Source organism: Luteimonas terrae, from assembly GCF_031457535.1.
GTDB lineage: Bacteria > Pseudomonadota > Gammaproteobacteria > Xanthomonadales > Xanthomonadaceae > Luteimonas > Luteimonas terrae_A.
Window position 1 is genome coordinate 130,221 of the sequence record NZ_JAVDWO010000009.1, and the last position, 15,973, is coordinate 146,193.

Sequence of the window (15,973 nt, forward strand, 5' to 3'; positions counted from 1 at the left end):
GTCGCCTCGAAGTGAGGTTCCGGATGATCGACAGATCTGCCTAGGAATGATCAGCAGGTGGCCGCTGGCCGGTGTTCCCGGGTCAGAAATAACGGCAGAACTAACGGTTTCAAGTTCACTTCTCGTGTGTCGGATTGCTTAGACGTTCAGTCAGAAGGCGTTTCGGACGCGATCGGTTGCTTATCGGCGTAGACCGCCGCGTACTTCAACGCATCGCCCACCAGATCCGCCGGAAACCCATTCCGCGCCAGCAACTGGATCGCATTGCGCCGATCAGTCCGTCCGGCGCGCAACCGATAGTCGAACCAGCCGTCGACGTCCGGATCTTCCTGGAAGTAGTAGAGGTCGTAGGGGCCGGTGACGTCGTCCTGCAGCTCGACGTCGTGGGTGGTCACCAGCACCTGCGCTTTGCGACCGAGCCGCTCCAGCACGGCGCGGCCGGCAGCCAGTCGCTCGACGGTGTTGGTGCCGTTGAACAGTTCGTCGATCAGGAACAGACGGCAGATGCCACGGTCCGCGCGTTCGATGAAGGTCTGGATCGCGCTCATCTCGGCGAAGTAATGGCTCTTGCCGGATTCGACCGAGTGTTCGCCACGGATCACCGCCATGACGGGGGTGTCGGGTAGCGTCGCCTTGCGGGCAAAGCAGAAGCCGAGCGTGCGGGCGAGGATGAGGTTGATGCCGACCAGTTTGATGAAGGTGGTCTTGCCGGCCATATTGGAGCCGGTGATCAGGGCTGAGCGCCTGTCGAGCCGGATCGAATTCGGAACCGGTCGCTTCGTCAGCGGGTGCGTACCGTCGACGAGGTCGAGCAGCGATTCTTTCGAGATCACGGGCTCGCAGTGCTGCGGCCGTTGTTCGAGGAACGAGGCGACCGCGATGGCGGCATCCACCGCGCCCACGCTCTCGAAGATCGCCGCCAGTTCGGCGCGCACGCGAACGAAGCGCGTGACGGTGCGGCCGTAGGCGGCGAGTTCGAGCAGAAGCAGCAGGTTCAACCAGATGGCGACGCTCTGGACCCACGGCGAATACAGGACGGCGATCCAGCCGAGCGAACCGCGGACCTTGCGTCGCAGCGGCGCTTCGGCGCGCAGGCGGTCGAGTTGCGGCAAGTCGGATGCGCCGCTGCGAACCCGGGCCAGGCCGTCGGCGACACGCAGCAGCTGGCTGCAGCCCTTGAGCAGTTCGATGTCGCGGAACAGCGGCGCCGAGAGCCAGACGATCAACAGGAGATTGATGCCGACCGTGAGCAGCAGCGCCCAGATCGGCAGCGGCGTTGCAACCACGAGCACCAGAACGGCGACACAGACGAGGCTCCACCACGGCAACAGGCGATGGAGTGGACCGACTTCGGGTGGCGCGCCGAAGATGAAGCGGGCCAGCTGCCAGTTCGATGCCGTGTCCAGACCCGCCAGTGCGAGTTGCAGGCGTTCGCGCAGCGGCGCATCGCCACGCAGCGCCTGGCAGCTGGCGTAGTGCGCGGCGGCCTGCGCCGGTTCGACGTAGCGCCGGAGCTGGCGATAGAGGCACTGGCTACCGAGTGGACTCTCCGTCGTGTCCAGATCGGCGAACAGACGCGGGAACTCGAGGTCGGTCCAGGTCTGGTCGTCCACGAAGTCGCCTGCCGACGCGTCCCGCGTCAGATCGAAGTAACGGCTGGTGCCGCTGTGCACCTTGTCGCCTGGCTGGCCCCATTTTGCACGCAGGTTCGCCAGCGCCTGGCGACGGGGGAACAGCGCGTCGAGCAATGCGCGACCGCCATCCTTGAGCAGTTCGAGGAACGTCATGCGTTTGACTGTATCGATTTCCGATGAAGGCGTACGTCGGCCGCCCGAATGGCGGACTGCAAATACCGATCGCGTGTCGGGTAGCATCTTGGCGCCTTCGCGCGCACCCCCCTTCTCCGGAACCAAACGATGATCCGTCTGTTGCTGTCGTGTCTGTTGTTGCTGTGCACCGCGCCGCTGTTGGCGCAGGAACGCATCCTGTCCTACGACAGCGATCTGCAGCTCAACGCCGACGGCAGTCTTGAAGTGACCGAGCGTATCCGCGTGCGCGGTGAGGGGAACCGGGTGCGCCGCGGCATCTATCGCGATTTCCCCACGCGCTACACGGACCGCCACGGCAACCGCATCGCGGTCGCATTCGAAATGCTCGGCCTGCAGCGCGATGGCGGGCCCGAGCCGTTCTTCATCGAGAAACGCGCGAATGGCGTGCGCATCAACACCGGCAACGACAATTTCCTGCCGTTGCCGGGTGAGTTCACCTACACGCTGCGCTATCGCACGACACGCCAGGTCGGTTTCTTCGAGACGCATGACGAGCTGTACTGGAATGCGATCGGCACCGGCTGGGACTTCGCGATCGACACCGGCACCACGACGCTGCGGTTGCCGCAGGACGTGCCCGCCGCCGATCTGTTGCCCGAATGCTGGACCGGGGTGCAGGGATCGCGGGCGCAGGCCTGCACCGCAGAGATCACCGGGCCCGGCCAGGCGCGCTGGACGTTGGCCGCGCCGCTCGGTCCGGCCGAGGGCCTGACGACCGTGCTGGCCTTTCCGAAAGGGCTGCTGCCCGAGCCGTCCCGGCAGCAGCGCGTGCTGTGGCTGCTCAGCGACAATCGCGCGCCGCTGATCGCGCTGACCGGGCTGATCCTCATGCTGCTCTACGGCGTGACGCGCTGGCACAAGGTCGGACGCGACCCAAAGCCCGGTCCGATCGTCGTGACCTACGACCCGCCCGACGATCTGTCGCCCGCGACGCTGCGCTACATCCGCAGGAACCACGTCGACGCACGCGCGTTCTCGGCGGATGTGCTGGCGCTGGCGGTCGCCGGCCACGTCACCATCCATCGCGAAGGGACGTCGCGGGACGAGGTCTGGCGCGTCGTGCGCGCGTCCGGTGGTGGGGCGGTCACCGACGCGCAACAGGCGCTGCTGGCCGACCTGTTCAAGGCCGGCGACACGCTGGAACTGGACAAGGCGAAGGCGCGCCAGATGCAGAGGATCCAGTCGGCGCACCAGCGCCGCATCGAACAGGCGATGGCCGTGCGTTTCCCCCGGGGACTGGCGAGGTTCAACGGTGGCAGCGTCGGCGTCATGGCGCTGATCGGCGTCGTTTTCGCGGGTGTCGCGGTGCTGTTCGGCGTCTACACGAGCACCGGCCTGGTGCTGCCGCTGATGGTGCCGGCCCTTGTCGCGATGCTCGTGACGTTCTTCGCGTTCGCCTTCCTGATCTCGGCCATCTGGCCGGAAACCCGTGCGATGTGGGACCGCATCGAAGGCTTCCGTCGCTACCTGACCGTCGCGGAACAGCAGGATCTGCAACGCCTGCAGGGCCCGGGCGAGGGCGAGCCTGCACTTGATGCCGAGCGATTCGAGTTCCTGCTGCCCTATGCGGTGGCGCTGGACGTGGAGGACGCGTGGACGACGAAGTTCACCACAGCCGTCGGCAGCGCCGCGGCGGTTGCAGCGACCTCGTCAATCGCCTGGTATCACGCCACCGGCGGCGGCAGCGCGGGCATCGGCGATGTCGCTGGTTTCAGCAAGGCCATCGGTAGCAGCTTCACCTCGCAGATCGCCTCGTCGTCGACGCCGCCAGGCAGCTCGTCGGGCAGTTCGTTCGGCGGCGGCGGCGGGGGCTCCTCGGGTGGCGGTGGCGGTGGTGGAGGCGGCGGCGGGCGCTGACGGGCGACTGGTGCAGAAACCCCAGACCTGTTGCGGACAGGTCGGGCGCGGCCAGCACGATCACGCACGCGTCAGCGCGTGCCGGCCCCAATGCGCAGCCGGCTGCGGTCGGCCGAAATGGTAGCCCTGGCCATACAGGCAGCCCATGCGCTGCAGGTGCGTGGACTGGGCCTCGGTTTCGATGCCCTCGGCCAGCACGTCCAGGCCAAGCGAATGCGACAGCGCGAGGATCGCGCCGATGATCACCGAGCTGCGTTGGGCCGCGTCGCTGCCCAGTGGATCGATGAAGGAGCGGTCGATCTTGATCATCTTCAGTGGAAACCGGTGCACATAGCTCAACGAGGAATAGCCGGTGCCGAAGTCGTCGAGTGCGGCCTCGACGCCCGCAGCGCGCAGGCGCTCGAGAATCCGCGCCACCGCGTCCGGCTCGCCGAGCAGAGTGCCTTCGGTGACCTCGATGTGCAGCCGTGACGGCTCGAAGCCGGACGCCTCCACCATCGTCAGCAGACGCGTATCGAAATCCTCGTTCTGGAAGTGGCGCGGCGAGATGTTGAGCGTGATGAACTCGTCGCCGCGTACGAAGCCGACCGCCGCCGCGCAGGCCAAGCGGTACATCTGCCAGTCGATGGCTTCGATCAGCCCGCTCTCCTCGGCGACACCCAGGAACTCGCCGGGCGCGAGCACGCCGCGGGTTGGGTGCCGCCAGCGGATCAGGGCCTCGTAGCCGACGATCTGCCCATCCTCCAGGCGCACCAGCGGCTGGAAGAACGGCTCGAACTCGTTGCGGATCAGCGCCGCGCGCAGCTCGTGTTCGAGTTCGAGTACATCCATCGCCGCGCGCTGCAGGGTTTCGTCGAACATGACGTATCGCGCGCGGCCCGCACGCTTGGCCCGGTACAGCGCGACGTCCGCGTCATGCAGCAATGCGTCGATGTGCTGATAGCGCGCATCGGCGATGGCGATGCCGATGCTGGTCGACCCCTGCAGCAGGCGACCGGCGATCTGCATCGGCTCCACGAACAGGTCCAGAACGCGCTGCGCCACCTTGCAGGCGGCCCGAGGCCCGGACGTGTCTTCCAGCAGGATTGCGAATTCGTCGCCCGACAGGCGCGCCACGAGATCCGGGGCTCGCACGCATGTCCCCAGCCGTCGCGCGACCTCCCGCAGGACATCGTCGCCGGCCAGGTGGCCCAGACTGTCGTTGAACAGCTTGAAGCGGTCGACATCCAGGTACAGCAGCGAAACGCGGCGTGTGGGATTGCGCTGCAGCTGGGCCAGCGCGGATTCCAGTCGTTCGCGCAGGTAAAGGCGGTTCGGCAGGCCGGTCAACGGGTCATGCATGACCTGGTGCTTGAGCTGCGCCTCGACATGTTCGCGCACGGCGATCTGTTCGCTGAGTTCGCGCGTGCGGGCCTCCACGCGTGCCTCGAGCTCGGCATTGAGGGTTCGCAGCCTCTCGGCGGCGCGTCGCCGTTGCAGCGAGTTGGCGATCTGCGAGCTGACGAAGTTCAGCAGCTCGGCGTCGCCGGTGTCGTAGATCACATCGGACCGGTAGCTCTGCACCGCCACCAGGCCGATGATTTCCTCGTCGACGTAGAGCGGCGCGCCGAGCCACGACACCGACTCCGCGCCCGTCGAACCGGCGCGTTCAAGTTCGCCGGACGCCACCAGCGCCTCGACATCGCGCGCGTCCGCCAGCAGCGGCTTGCCGTGGCGGATGATGTACTCGGACAGACCTCGCCCCAGCCGGCGCGGCTTGCGGCCGGCGTCCTTGTCGTCGACCGAGTAGGGAAAATGCAGGTGGGTGCGCGTGTCGTCGAGCAGCGCGATGTAGAAGTTGTCGGTATTGATCAGTTCGCCGACCGTTTGGTGCACCTGCTGATAGAAGCGGAAGCTGTCGTCATCATCGGACATCGCCAGCGCCGCGATGCGATAGAGCGCCGCCTGCAGATGCTCGGCGCGCAGGCGTTCGCTGACCTGCTTCTGCAGGTCAGCGTTGGCCAGGGCGAGCTGGTGCGTGCGTTCGGCGACGTGGCGCTCAAGCGTCTCCTGGGATTGCTTGCGCTCGACCGCGTTGAGCACGTGTTCGGCGACGAACGCCAGCACCGCGCTGTCGGAAGCGCTGTAGGGCGCCACATCGTCGCGGTAGCTCTGCACCACCAGCGCACCGACCGCGAGGCCATCGCGCAGCATCGGCACGCCCAGCCAGTCGAGCGAGGGCGCTCCCCGCGCCTGCAGCGGCCCTGAGACCTGCTCGCGTAGGCGTTCCAGCGGCCCCCACAGCGGAATGCAGTCGTGAAGTACATACCAGGTGAGCCCGCGTTCGAGCTTCGCGATGGGCACATCTTCGGTCGGCGAATACTTTTCGTCGTTGTACGCATCGGCAAAATAGATGAAGCGGACTGATTGCCTCGTGTGGTCTAGCAATGCGATGTAGAAGTTCTCGGCGTACATCAGCCCACCGATGATCCCGTGCAGGCCGCGCAGCAGCGTGGGCATGTCCCGATTGGAGCCGGCCATGTCGGCGATCGCGAACAGCGCGTGCTGCAGCTTCTCCGCATGGGCGAGCCGGGCGACAGCGCCGCGCAAGCGCTGGGCGGTCAGCAGCTCCGCCATGCGTTGTGCGATGACATCGAGCCGGGCGGTGTCCAGTACCTCGAGCCCATCGCCGAGCAGTACCGCCGCACTGTCGCCGTCGTGGCACAGCACACGTGTGCCGGCGGGTGCCTGCCCACCGCCGCGTCGGGCGTCGACCGCCCGACGCGCCAGTTCTACAGCTGGGGCGCGTTCGCCATTCACTGCCCAGCACTGCGGCTCGTGCGGCCATTGGGACCAGGCGACCATCGCCACCGGTTGCGGCGTCATCGCCTGCAGCAGGTGCAACACCGGCTCGGGACCGGCTGCATCCAGCAGCACGCGCTCGAATGCCGGCAAGCTGCCGGCAGGGGGCGGTCCAATCGGAGAGCGCTTGGAGGAGTCCTGGATCACTTCGTCAGTCGGTGGCGGCGGAGGCCATCGGGACGCGCCGGGTGCGGCGACAGTACCGACACACCCGAGGGCCTGTCATGCGTCATCGGCCGATAACCGGGACACTTGAGTGTCCGTGGTGCTCGACGGGCATCACGCGCAGGCGAGCCTGCCGCGGTAGCCACCGACCCCGTGCCCTGGGGTCAACGCAGGTCACGCCGATGCACCCACCGGTACAGCACCGGCAACACCAGCAGCGTCAGTAGCGTGGACGAGAGGATCCCGCCGATGACGACCGTCGCCAGCGGTCGTTGCACCTCGGCGCCGGCACCGACGTTGAATGCCATGGGCACGAAGCCGAGCGACGCGACCAGGGCGGTCATCAGCACCGGACGCAGGCGTCCCAATGCGCCGTCGACGATCGCGGTCTGCAGGTCGAGACCGTCCTCGCGCAGCTTGCGGATGAAGGTCAGCATGACCAGGCCGTTGAGCACGGCGACGCCCGACAGTGCGATGAAGCCGACGCCGGCCGAGATCGACAGCGGAATGCCGCGCGCCGCCAGTGCGAGCACGCCGCCGGTGAGCGCCAGCGGCACGCCGCTGAAGACCACCAGCGCGTCGCGAAGCGAGCCGAACGCCATGAACAGCAGGGCGAGGATCACCGCCAGCGTCAGCGGCACGACCAGCGACAGACGCCGGCTGGCCGAGGCCAGTTGTTCGAACGTGCCACCGTAGTCGATCCAGTATCCGGTCGGCAGCGTCACCGATTCGGCCACAGCGGTCTGCAGCTCACCGACGAAGCCACCGAGATCGCGCCCGCGTACGTTGGCGGTGACGACGATGCGGCGTTTGCCGTTCTCGCGATTGATCTGGTTCGGTGCGAGTTGCGTGCCGATCGTCGCGACCTCGCGCAGCGGCACGGTGCGTGGCGTGCCGCTGGCCCAGGTGCCGCTGCGGTCGGATTCGTCGGCGCTGTCGCCGGCCGTGCCCGCGAGTGGAATCGGCAGGTCGGCGAGCGCTGCAGGATCGCCGCGCAGCGATTCGGGCAGACGCACCACGATGTCGAATCGCCGGTCGCCATCGAACAGTTGGCCGGCCGTTTCGCCGCCGATCGCCGCCGCGACCACACGTTGCACGTCGCCCGGATTGAGCCCGTAGCGCGCCATCGCGCGCGGGTCGGGGGCGATCTCCAGCAGCGGCAGACCGTCGACGGCTTCGATGCGCACGTCGGCGGCGCCGCCGATGCCCTGCAGCACACGTTCGACCTCGGTCGCCACGGCTTGCAGGGTGTCGAGATCGTCGCCCTGGATCTTCACCGCCACGTCGCTGCGCACGCCGGAGATCAGTTCGTTGAAACGCATCTGGATCGGCTGCGTGAACTCGTAGTTGTTGCCGGGCATGGTGTCGGCGATCGCTTCGAGCTCGCCGACCAGCGCGGCCCGCGGCTTGCGCGGATCGGGCCAGTCGGCGCGTGGCGCGAGGATCAGGAAGGTGTCGGCGACCGATGGCGGCATCGGATCGCTGGCGACCTCGGCGGTGCCGATCTTGGAGAACACGCGCGCGACTTCCGGGACTTGGAGCAGGCGACGTTCCAGCGCGCGCTGCATTGCGACGGACTGTTCGATACCGGTGCCGGGCACGCGCATCGCGTGCATGGCGATGTCGCCCTCATCCAGGCTGGGGATGAACTCGCTGCCCATCCGTGTCGCCAGCCAGCCGCAGCCCAGCACCAGCACCAGCGCGCCGCCGACCAGCCAGCGCCCGTGCCGCAGCGCCCAGTCGAGCGTCGGCGCATAGCCGCGACGTGCCGCGCGCATCATCCGGTTGTCGTGCTCGGCCACGCGGCCGCGCAACAGCAAGGCGATGGTCGCCGGTACGAAGGTCAGTGACAGGAGCATCGCGCCGGTCAACGCCAGCACCACGGTGATCGCCATCGGATGGAACATCTTGCCTTCCACGCCTTCGAGCGCGAACACCGGCAGATACACCGCCGCGATGATGCCCAGGCCGAACAGGCTGGGCCGGATCACCTCGGCGCTGGCCGAGGCCGCGACCGCGTGGCGTTCGCGCGTCTCGAGCAGGCGCCCGAGCCGCTGCTGCGCTTCGCCGAAACGGCGCAGGCAGTTCTCGACGATGATCACCGCGCCGTCGACGATCAGGCCGAAGTCCAGCGCGCCCATGCTCATCAGGTTGCCGGACACGCCGCCCTGGCGCATGCCGATCACGGTGAACAGCATCGTCAATGGAATCACCAGCGCCGTGAGCAGCGCCGCGCGCACGTTGCCGAGCAGCAGGAACAGCACCACGATCACCAGCAGCGCGCCTTCGATCAGGTTTTTGGCGACGGTGCGAATCGTGCGGTCGACCAGCGCCGTGCGGTCGTAGACCGCAACCGCCCGCACGCCATCGGGCAGGCTCGCATTCGTCGCCTCCAGGCGCTGCGCGGCGGCCTGCGCCACGGTGCGGCTGTTCTCGCCGTACAGCATCAGCACCGTGCCGAGCACGATTTCTGCGCCGTTCTGCGTGGCCGCGCCGGTGCGCAGCTCCCGGCCCTCGCCGACGCTCGCGACATCGTGCACGTGTATCGGCACGCCATCGCGCCGCGCCATCACGATGTTGCCGATCGCCTCGATATCGGCCACCTGGCCCGGCACGCGCACCAGCAACTGCTGGCCGTTGCGCTCGATGTAGCCGGCACCGACGTTGCGGTTGTTGTTGGCGACCGCAGTGACGACATCCTCGAACGTGAAGTCGAGCGCGACCAGCAATGCCGGATCCGGCGTGATGTGCACCTGTCGCGCGAAGCCGCCGATGGTGTCGACCTCGGTCACGCCGCGCACATTGCGCATCTGCGGCCGCACCACCCAGTCCTGCAGCGTGCGCAGATCGGTCGCGGTGTACGGCGTGCCGTCCGGTTTTCGCGCGGCCGGCTCGGCCTCGACGGTGTACATGAAAATTTCGCCGAGTCCGGTCGCGACCGGGCCGAGCGTCGGGTCAACATCGTCCGGCAGCTGCCCCTGCACCTGCTGCACGCGCTCGGCGACCTGCTGGCGCGCGAAATACAGATCGGTGCCGTCTTCGAACACAACCGTGACCTGCGACAAACCGTATGCCGACAGCGAACGCGTGTAGTCGAGCCGCGGCAATCCCGCGAGCGCGGTTTCGATCGGGAAGGTGACGCGCTGTTCCGTCTCCAGCGGCGAATAGCCGGGCGCGGAGGTGTTGATCTGCACCTGCACGTTGGTGATGTCAGGCGTCGCGTCGATCGGGAGTTTGGTGAAACTCCAGCCGCCGACGGCGACGAGCAGCAGCGTGGCGGCCAGGACCAGCCAGCGGTGCCGGATGGCGGCGTGGATGACGGACTCAAGCATGGGGGGCTCCGATGCTTGGGTGTGGCATGCCTGCAGTGAGCGTGAGTACGGTTGGCAGCCACTGCACAGCGATTTGCGATTTCCTATTGCGTCGACAGCTCCCCACATCGTCATTCCCGCGCAGGCGGGAATCCAGTGACTTTCGTGACGAAATTGGGTGGTCTAGGGAGAGAGCGAACGTCAAAGTCCTTGGATTCCCGCCTGCGCGGGAATGACGGATCGCCTGGGTCCCTATGCGCGTGACCTGCCATTCCGACGCGCGAATGTCCGGTCGCGAAAACGCATTAGCGTCAATGCGCATGCCCGGCCCCCGCCTTCTCTAGATCCGCCTTGATCGTGTAGCTCTGCTCGATCACCACGTCCTCACCCACCGCGACGCCATCGACGATCTCCACCTGGCGCGCATCGCGCCGCCCGAGCGTCACCACACGCTTCTCGTAGCGATCGCCCTCGCGCACGAACACCACGTCGCGGCCGTCCATCTGTTGCAGGGCCGTCAGCGGCACGACGAGATCCGCCGCTTGCGTCGACACGGTGACCATCGCGCGCACGGCTGAGCCCGGACGCCATTGGCCGTCGGCGTTGTCGAGCGTGGCGCGGGCGATGGTGCTCTGGCTGGCGGTCGCGGTGCCCGGCAGCACGCGGTCGACACGCGTGTCGGCAGTGGCACCGTCGCCGAGGCGGCTGATCGTCACCGGCGAACCGGCGGCGAGATGTTCGGCATCGCGGCCGAACACGTGCAGGTCCACCCACAGCATCGACAGATCGGCGATCTCGTACAGCACCGCGCCTTCGCCGGCGCTCTGGCCGACGGAGGCGTTGCGCGCGAGCACGGTGCCGGCGATCGGCGCAGTGACGGTGTAGCTGGACAGGCTGAGGTTGCTGTCGATCGTCGCCAGCACCTGGCCGGCGCGCACGCGGTCGCCGACTTCGGCATGCAGGCGGCGGATCGGGCCGGGGAAGCGTGCGGTCACGCGGGCGTTGCCGCTTTCCAGCGTGGTCAGCAAGCCCTGCACTTCGTGCTGGTCGGCGATGGTGCCGGCGGCCGCGGGCGCGACGCGAATGCCGACGTCGTTGGCGATGTCGGCCGCGATGGTCGTGGCGTCGTCGGGGTGGTCATCGTCAGCATCGCCCTCGTCCGCATGTGTGTCATCGGCGTGTTCGTCTGCGGATGTGCCGGTGGCATCGGCGACCGGCGCGGTCGAGGGCGCGCTGCATGCGGAAAGCAGCAACGCAAGTGCAATCGATGAGGCTGTGGTCGTGAACGTCCTCATCGGGCGTCTCCTTCAAAGGGTGCGGGCGTTGCGTTCGCGACGACGAGGGACTGGCCGGTCAGGCGCTGCAGTTCGATCAGGGCGATCTGCGCGGCCTCGGCGGCGTCGAGTTGCTGGCGCAGTGCGTCACTGCGCCCGTCCTGCAGTTGCGACCACTCCAGGTACGACACCGCGCCCGCGCGCCAGGCGCGCTCGGTGGCGCTGGCGGCACGGGTCAGACGCGGCAGGACATCGCGCGCCAGCAGCGAGACGGCCGACTGCGCGACGCGATACTGGCCATGTGCTTCGGCCAGCGTGGCCTGAAGCGCGCGATCACCGGCGTCGCGTTCGATCGAGACCAGTGCCAGTTCCGCCGACGCCGCACGAATGCCGGGCTGCGCGCGCGTGCGACTGCCGAGCGGCACGACGAAACCGCCAACCAGCGAGATGTCGCCGTTCTCGCGCTGATGGCGAATGCCGGCCTGCCATCCGATGTCGGGCGTCGCGTCGCTGCGCGCGAGCTGCAGTCGCGCTTCGGCGATGCGCGCGCGATCGTTGAACTGCAGCAGCTCGGGCGACCGCACGAGCAGGGCGCGCAGGATGTCGAAGTCGGCGATGTCGGGCAGAGCGAGCGGATCGCCTTCGAGGACGTCGAAGGCACCATCCGGATCGCCCCACAGCATCGACAGGCTGCGACGCGCGGTCTCGATCTCCAGTCGCGCGTTGGCGGCCTGCAGTTCGGCTTGCGCCTGCGCCGCCTGCGCGGTCAGCACGACCGCTTCGGGCGATGCGCCTGCCGCGAAGCGCTGACGCGCGGATGCAACGAAGCGCGTGCGCTGCGCGACATCGGCCTGGGCGATGGCCAGGCGACGCGTCGCGATGACGATGGCCAGATGACGCCGCGCGGTTTCGGCCAGCAGATCGACGCGCGCGGTTTCGCGTTGCAGGGCGAGCGCATCGATGCGGGTCTGTGCGAGCGCGCGTCGTGCATCGGGTTTGCCGCCGCGTTCGAACACGCCGGCGAGCGTCAGCGTGGTTTCGAGCGTGCGCGCGGGGGAATCGAGGCCGAGGTTCTCGATCTCGATGCCGGCTTCCAGCGGCGGGCGCAGTGCAGCGACCTCGCGTTCGGCATCGAACACCGCGCGCTGGCCGTCGAACAGGCGCAGATCGGGATGGGCCTGCGCGACACGCGCGAACGCGTCATCGAGGGTCAACGCCTGCGCGCTTGCGCGCACGGGCACGGGCGCCGACTGCGCGGCCACAAGGCACGGCGCAGCGGCGAGGGCGGCCAGGGCCGCCAGTCGCAACAACATGGGAACACTCCAATTTCGGGATGACAAAAAGCCGGCCTCAGGCCGGCGCGGGCGTCATGCGGAAATCGGCGGTCGCAGCAGGGAATCGGTTTCGCGCGCGGGCGCAGCCTCGAACGCGCGCAATGCGGGATGCGACATCGCCAGCGGTGCGATCAGCGGTGCGACCGGGGGAAGGGCGGGGGTATGCGCGCCACAGGTGGCGCAGTGCGCGACCGCATGCAGCAGATCCCCCCCGTTGTCGTGGGCCTCTGCGGCGTGGTCGTGCTGCTCGGCGGTCTCGCCGTGCGCGGCTTCGTAGGTATTGCCCATCGCCACCAGCACCGGCGCCGCCATCAGGCCCAGTACCAGCAGCGCCATCAGCAGACGGCGCGGCCAGGACAGGAGAGTGGGGGTGCGATGCATCGGCGCAGCCTATGCGGTGCGTGCCGCGTTACACAATTTCAGCGGCCGCGCGCGACGCGATGGATGTCCTGCATCGGCGCAGTCCGCGATCACCAGAGACACCGACGCGACCCGAGCGGGTTCAGACGGGGCGCTTGCGGTGGTCGCTGCGCGCCACCGTCGTGCGGCGCGCGTTATGGGCGCTCGGCGCGCAGCCGTTCCAGCACGCCGTCGAGGGCTTCGAGGTTGCCGTAATGGATCACCAGACGTCCCTTGTTGCCGCGGCCGTTGGCGATAGACACACGCGTGCCCAGGGTCTCCGACAGCTCGTTCTCCAGCGAGACGATGTCGGCCTGCGGGCGTGCCTTGTTACGCGCAGCGGTGCGGGTGTCGCCGCCCGGCACACGGCCGGCGGCGAACTGCTGCGCGCGGTGTTCGACTTCGCGCACCGACCAGCCGTGTTCGACCGCGTCGCTGGCGAGCTTGCTGGCGAGTTCAGGCGACAGCGTCAGCAGGGCGCGGGCATGGCCCATTTCCAGCTGCTTGGATTCGACCAGGATGCGGATCGCCGGCGGCAGTTCCAACAGACGCAGCAGGTTCGACACCGCGGCGCGCGAACGGCCCACGGCCTCGGCGGCCTGCGCGTGGGTCAGATCGAATTCGTCGATCAGCCGCTGCAGCGCCTGTGCTTCTTCCAGCGGGTTGAGGTCTTCGCGCTGGATGTTCTCGATCAGCGCCATCGCGACGACCGTGCGGTCCTCGACATTGCGCACGACCGCCGGCACTTCGGTGAGGCCCGCCTGCTTCGACGCGCGCCAGCGGCGTTCGCCGGCGATGATCTCGAAGGTGCGGTCGGCACGCTCGCGCACGACCAGCGGCTGGATCACGCCCTGCGCCTTGATCGACTCGGCCAGCTCGGTGAGCTTGTCGGCATCCCAGTGCTTGCGCGGCTGGTACTTGCCGGCGCTCAGCGCATCGATCGGCAGCACGCGCAGCGTGTCCTGCTCAGTCGCCTCCAGGCTCGGCGCCTCGGCGGCGGCCTTGGGGCCGAGCAGGGCTTCCAGGCCGCGGCCCAGACCGCGCTTCTTGGCGGGCGTCTTCGCAGCGGTCATGCCGGCGTCTCCATGGCAGTGGCGTCCTGAGTGCTGTTCTTTGCGTCGCGTTCGCGCTGGCGGCGGATCACTTCGCCAGCGAGACCGAGATAGGCGATCGCGCCGCGCGAGGCCTTGTCGTACCCGACGATGCTCTGACCGTGGCTGGGCGCTTCGGCCACGCGCACGTTGCGCGGCACGATGGTGCGGAACACCTTGTCGCCGAAATGATTCGTCAGCTCGCCCGACACGGCGTTGGCGAGGTTGTTGCGCACGTCGAACATCGTGCGCAGCACGCCCTCGACCTCGAGCTTTGGGTTGAGGTTCTGCTTGATCGCGTCGATCGTCTGCAGCAGCGCGGTCAGGCCTTCGAGCGCGTAGTACTCGCACTGCATCGGCACGAGCACCGAGTCGGCGGCGGTCAGCGCGTTGAGCGTCAGCAGCGACAGCGCCGGCGGACAGTCGATGAGGATGTAGTCGTACCGCGGACGCAGCGGTTCGAGCGCTCGCTTGAGGCGCTGCTCGCGATCCTCGGCGCCCATCAGTTCGAGTTCGGCGGCGGTGAGATCGGTGTTGCCGGGAATCAGGTCGACCTCTTCCTCGGTCTGCACGATCGCATCGCCCGCTTCCACTTCGCCCAGCAGCACGTCGCAGGTCGAAACCGGCACCGCGCCCTTGTCGATGCCGCAGCCCATCGTCGCGTTGCCCTGCGAATCGAGGTCGACCAGCAACACACGGAGTGGCGTGCGGGCGAGCGCCGCGGCCAGGTTCACGGCCGTCGTCGTCTTTCCGACGCCGCCCTTCTGGTTGGCGATGGCGATGATGCGGGCCATGGGCTCCGTGCGAGGTTCAGGAAGGGAGCCGGCCACCGCGGGCGGCGGCCGGACCGGGGATTATGCCCCCCAAGCGTCGCTTGGGGACACCGGTGCGGACCTGCGACGACGACGCGGTTGCAGCTGAACCGCTGATGCGCGGGCGGGCATCGGCGATGTCCTGCGCCTGGAGCGGGACAGATGTGCAGGCGGGCTCAGGCGCGCGCGACGACGACCAGATGCCGTTCGGCGTCCAGCCCGGGCACCTTCAGCGGCGTCACCGTGTCGAGCCGCCAGCCGGCCGGCAGCGCGGCGATCTCGTCGACCGGATTCACGCCCTTCATCGCCAGCAGGCGTCCACCGTCGGCCTTCGGCAGATGGCCGCCGACGGCGAGGATGTCGGGCAGCGTGGCCAGCGCACGTGCGGTGATCGCGTCGAACGCGCCGGGCCTGTCGACGGCTTCGATGCGCGATTCGGCGACGTCCGCATTGGTCAGTTTCAGCTGGCGCACCGCCTCGCGCAGAAAGCGCGCCTTCTTGCCGTTCGACTCCACCAGGGTGACGTGCAGACCGGGCAGCGCGATCGCCAGCGGAATGCCGGGCAGGCCGGGGCCGGTGCCGAGATCGGCGAGCGTCGCGAGACCGTCGACGTGCGGCACCATCGCCAGCGAATCGAGCAGATGACGCACCACCATCTCGCGCGGATCGCGCACGGCAGTGAGGTTGTAGGTCTTGTTCCAGCGGACAAGCAGCGCGAGATAGGCGAGCAGCGGATCGGCCAGCGTCGGCGCGAGGCCCAGCGTGCGCAATCCGGCTTCGAGTTCGGCGCGCAGCGCGGTGTCGTCGGAGAGTTCCATGGGGCGCATTGTAGAAGCTGGTGGAGCGCGTGGTCTGTGGCGCAGCTGCATCGGATGGGTCGCCCCCACCCAACCCTCCCCCGCATGCGGGGGAGGGCTCGATCACGTGCGACTCGCCATTCGCTGCAGCTGTTGATCCGCCCCGCGTACGGGGAAGGACGACGTCAGGCGCGATTCGCTTTGAGCCGCGGCCGTTGAAAGCCCTCCCCCGCTTGCCGGGGGAGGGTTGGGTGGGGGCGATG

General features: G+C 68.2%; 10 protein-coding genes. 1 reads left to right on the plus strand and 9 read right to left on the minus strand.

Features of this window, described 5'->3' with window-relative positions:
* Positions 1–146: 146 nt before the first annotated feature.
* Positions 147–1,787 carry a MutS-related protein gene (locus tag J2W68_RS12085; RefSeq protein ID WP_310236222.1) on the minus strand — a complete coding sequence of 547 codons (1,641 nt, stop codon included), beginning with the start codon at positions 1,785–1,787 and terminating at the stop codon, positions 147–149.
* Between the two features lie 129 nt (positions 1,788–1,916).
* Between J2W68_RS12085 and J2W68_RS12090 the strand changes: the two genes are divergently transcribed.
* Positions 1,917–3,686 (plus strand): DUF2207 domain-containing protein, encoded by a 1,770-nt coding sequence (locus J2W68_RS12090; RefSeq protein WP_310236224.1) that lies wholly within the window; start codon positions 1,917–1,919, stop codon positions 3,684–3,686.
* Between the two features lie 60 nt (positions 3,687–3,746).
* On the opposite strand, the gene J2W68_RS12095 is transcribed toward J2W68_RS12090, so the two are convergent.
* The 8 genes from J2W68_RS12095 to rsmG all read right to left on the minus strand — a co-directional run bounded on the left by J2W68_RS12095 (position 3,747) and on the right by rsmG (position 15,731).
* On the minus strand, positions 3,747–6,674 hold the full coding sequence (locus tag J2W68_RS12095) for a bifunctional diguanylate cyclase/phosphodiesterase (protein WP_310236226.1): 2,928 nt from the start codon (positions 6,672–6,674) through the stop codon (positions 3,747–3,749).
* Positions 6,675–6,856: 182 nt separating this feature from the next.
* The gene (locus J2W68_RS12100; protein ID WP_310236228.1) at positions 6,857–10,024 is read right to left on the minus strand and encodes an efflux RND transporter permease subunit; all 3,168 of its coding nucleotides are present in this window, start codon (positions 10,022–10,024) and stop codon (positions 6,857–6,859) included.
* 290 nt (positions 10,025–10,314) lie between these two features.
* Positions 10,315–11,298, minus strand: a complete 984-nt coding sequence (locus J2W68_RS12105; RefSeq protein WP_310236230.1) for an efflux RND transporter periplasmic adaptor subunit — start codon at positions 11,296–11,298, stop codon at positions 10,315–10,317.
* On the minus strand, positions 11,295–12,590 hold the full coding sequence (locus J2W68_RS12110; RefSeq protein WP_310236231.1) for a TolC family protein: 1,296 nt from the start codon (positions 12,588–12,590) through the stop codon (positions 11,295–11,297). The genes J2W68_RS12105 and J2W68_RS12110 overlap by 4 nt, the downstream gene beginning before the upstream one ends.
* Before the next feature lie 54 nt (positions 12,591–12,644).
* Positions 12,645–12,992, minus strand: a complete 348-nt coding sequence (locus J2W68_RS12115) for a hypothetical protein (protein WP_310236233.1) — start codon at positions 12,990–12,992, stop codon at positions 12,645–12,647.
* Between the two features lie 173 nt (positions 12,993–13,165).
* Positions 13,166–14,083, minus strand: a complete 918-nt coding sequence (locus J2W68_RS12120) for a ParB/RepB/Spo0J family partition protein (protein ID WP_310236234.1) — start codon at positions 14,081–14,083, stop codon at positions 13,166–13,168.
* Complete coding sequence (locus tag J2W68_RS12125) at positions 14,080–14,895, minus strand: ParA family protein (RefSeq protein WP_310236236.1); 816 nt, start codon at positions 14,893–14,895, stop codon at positions 14,080–14,082. The genes J2W68_RS12120 and J2W68_RS12125 overlap by 4 nt, the downstream gene beginning before the upstream one ends.
* 194 nt (positions 14,896–15,089) lie before the next feature.
* Positions 15,090–15,731: a 16S rRNA (guanine(527)-N(7))-methyltransferase RsmG gene (rsmG, locus tag J2W68_RS12130; RefSeq protein WP_310236238.1), complete on the minus strand. Its 642-nt coding sequence runs from the start codon at positions 15,729–15,731 to the stop codon at positions 15,090–15,092.
* Positions 15,732–15,973 lie beyond the last annotated feature (242 nt).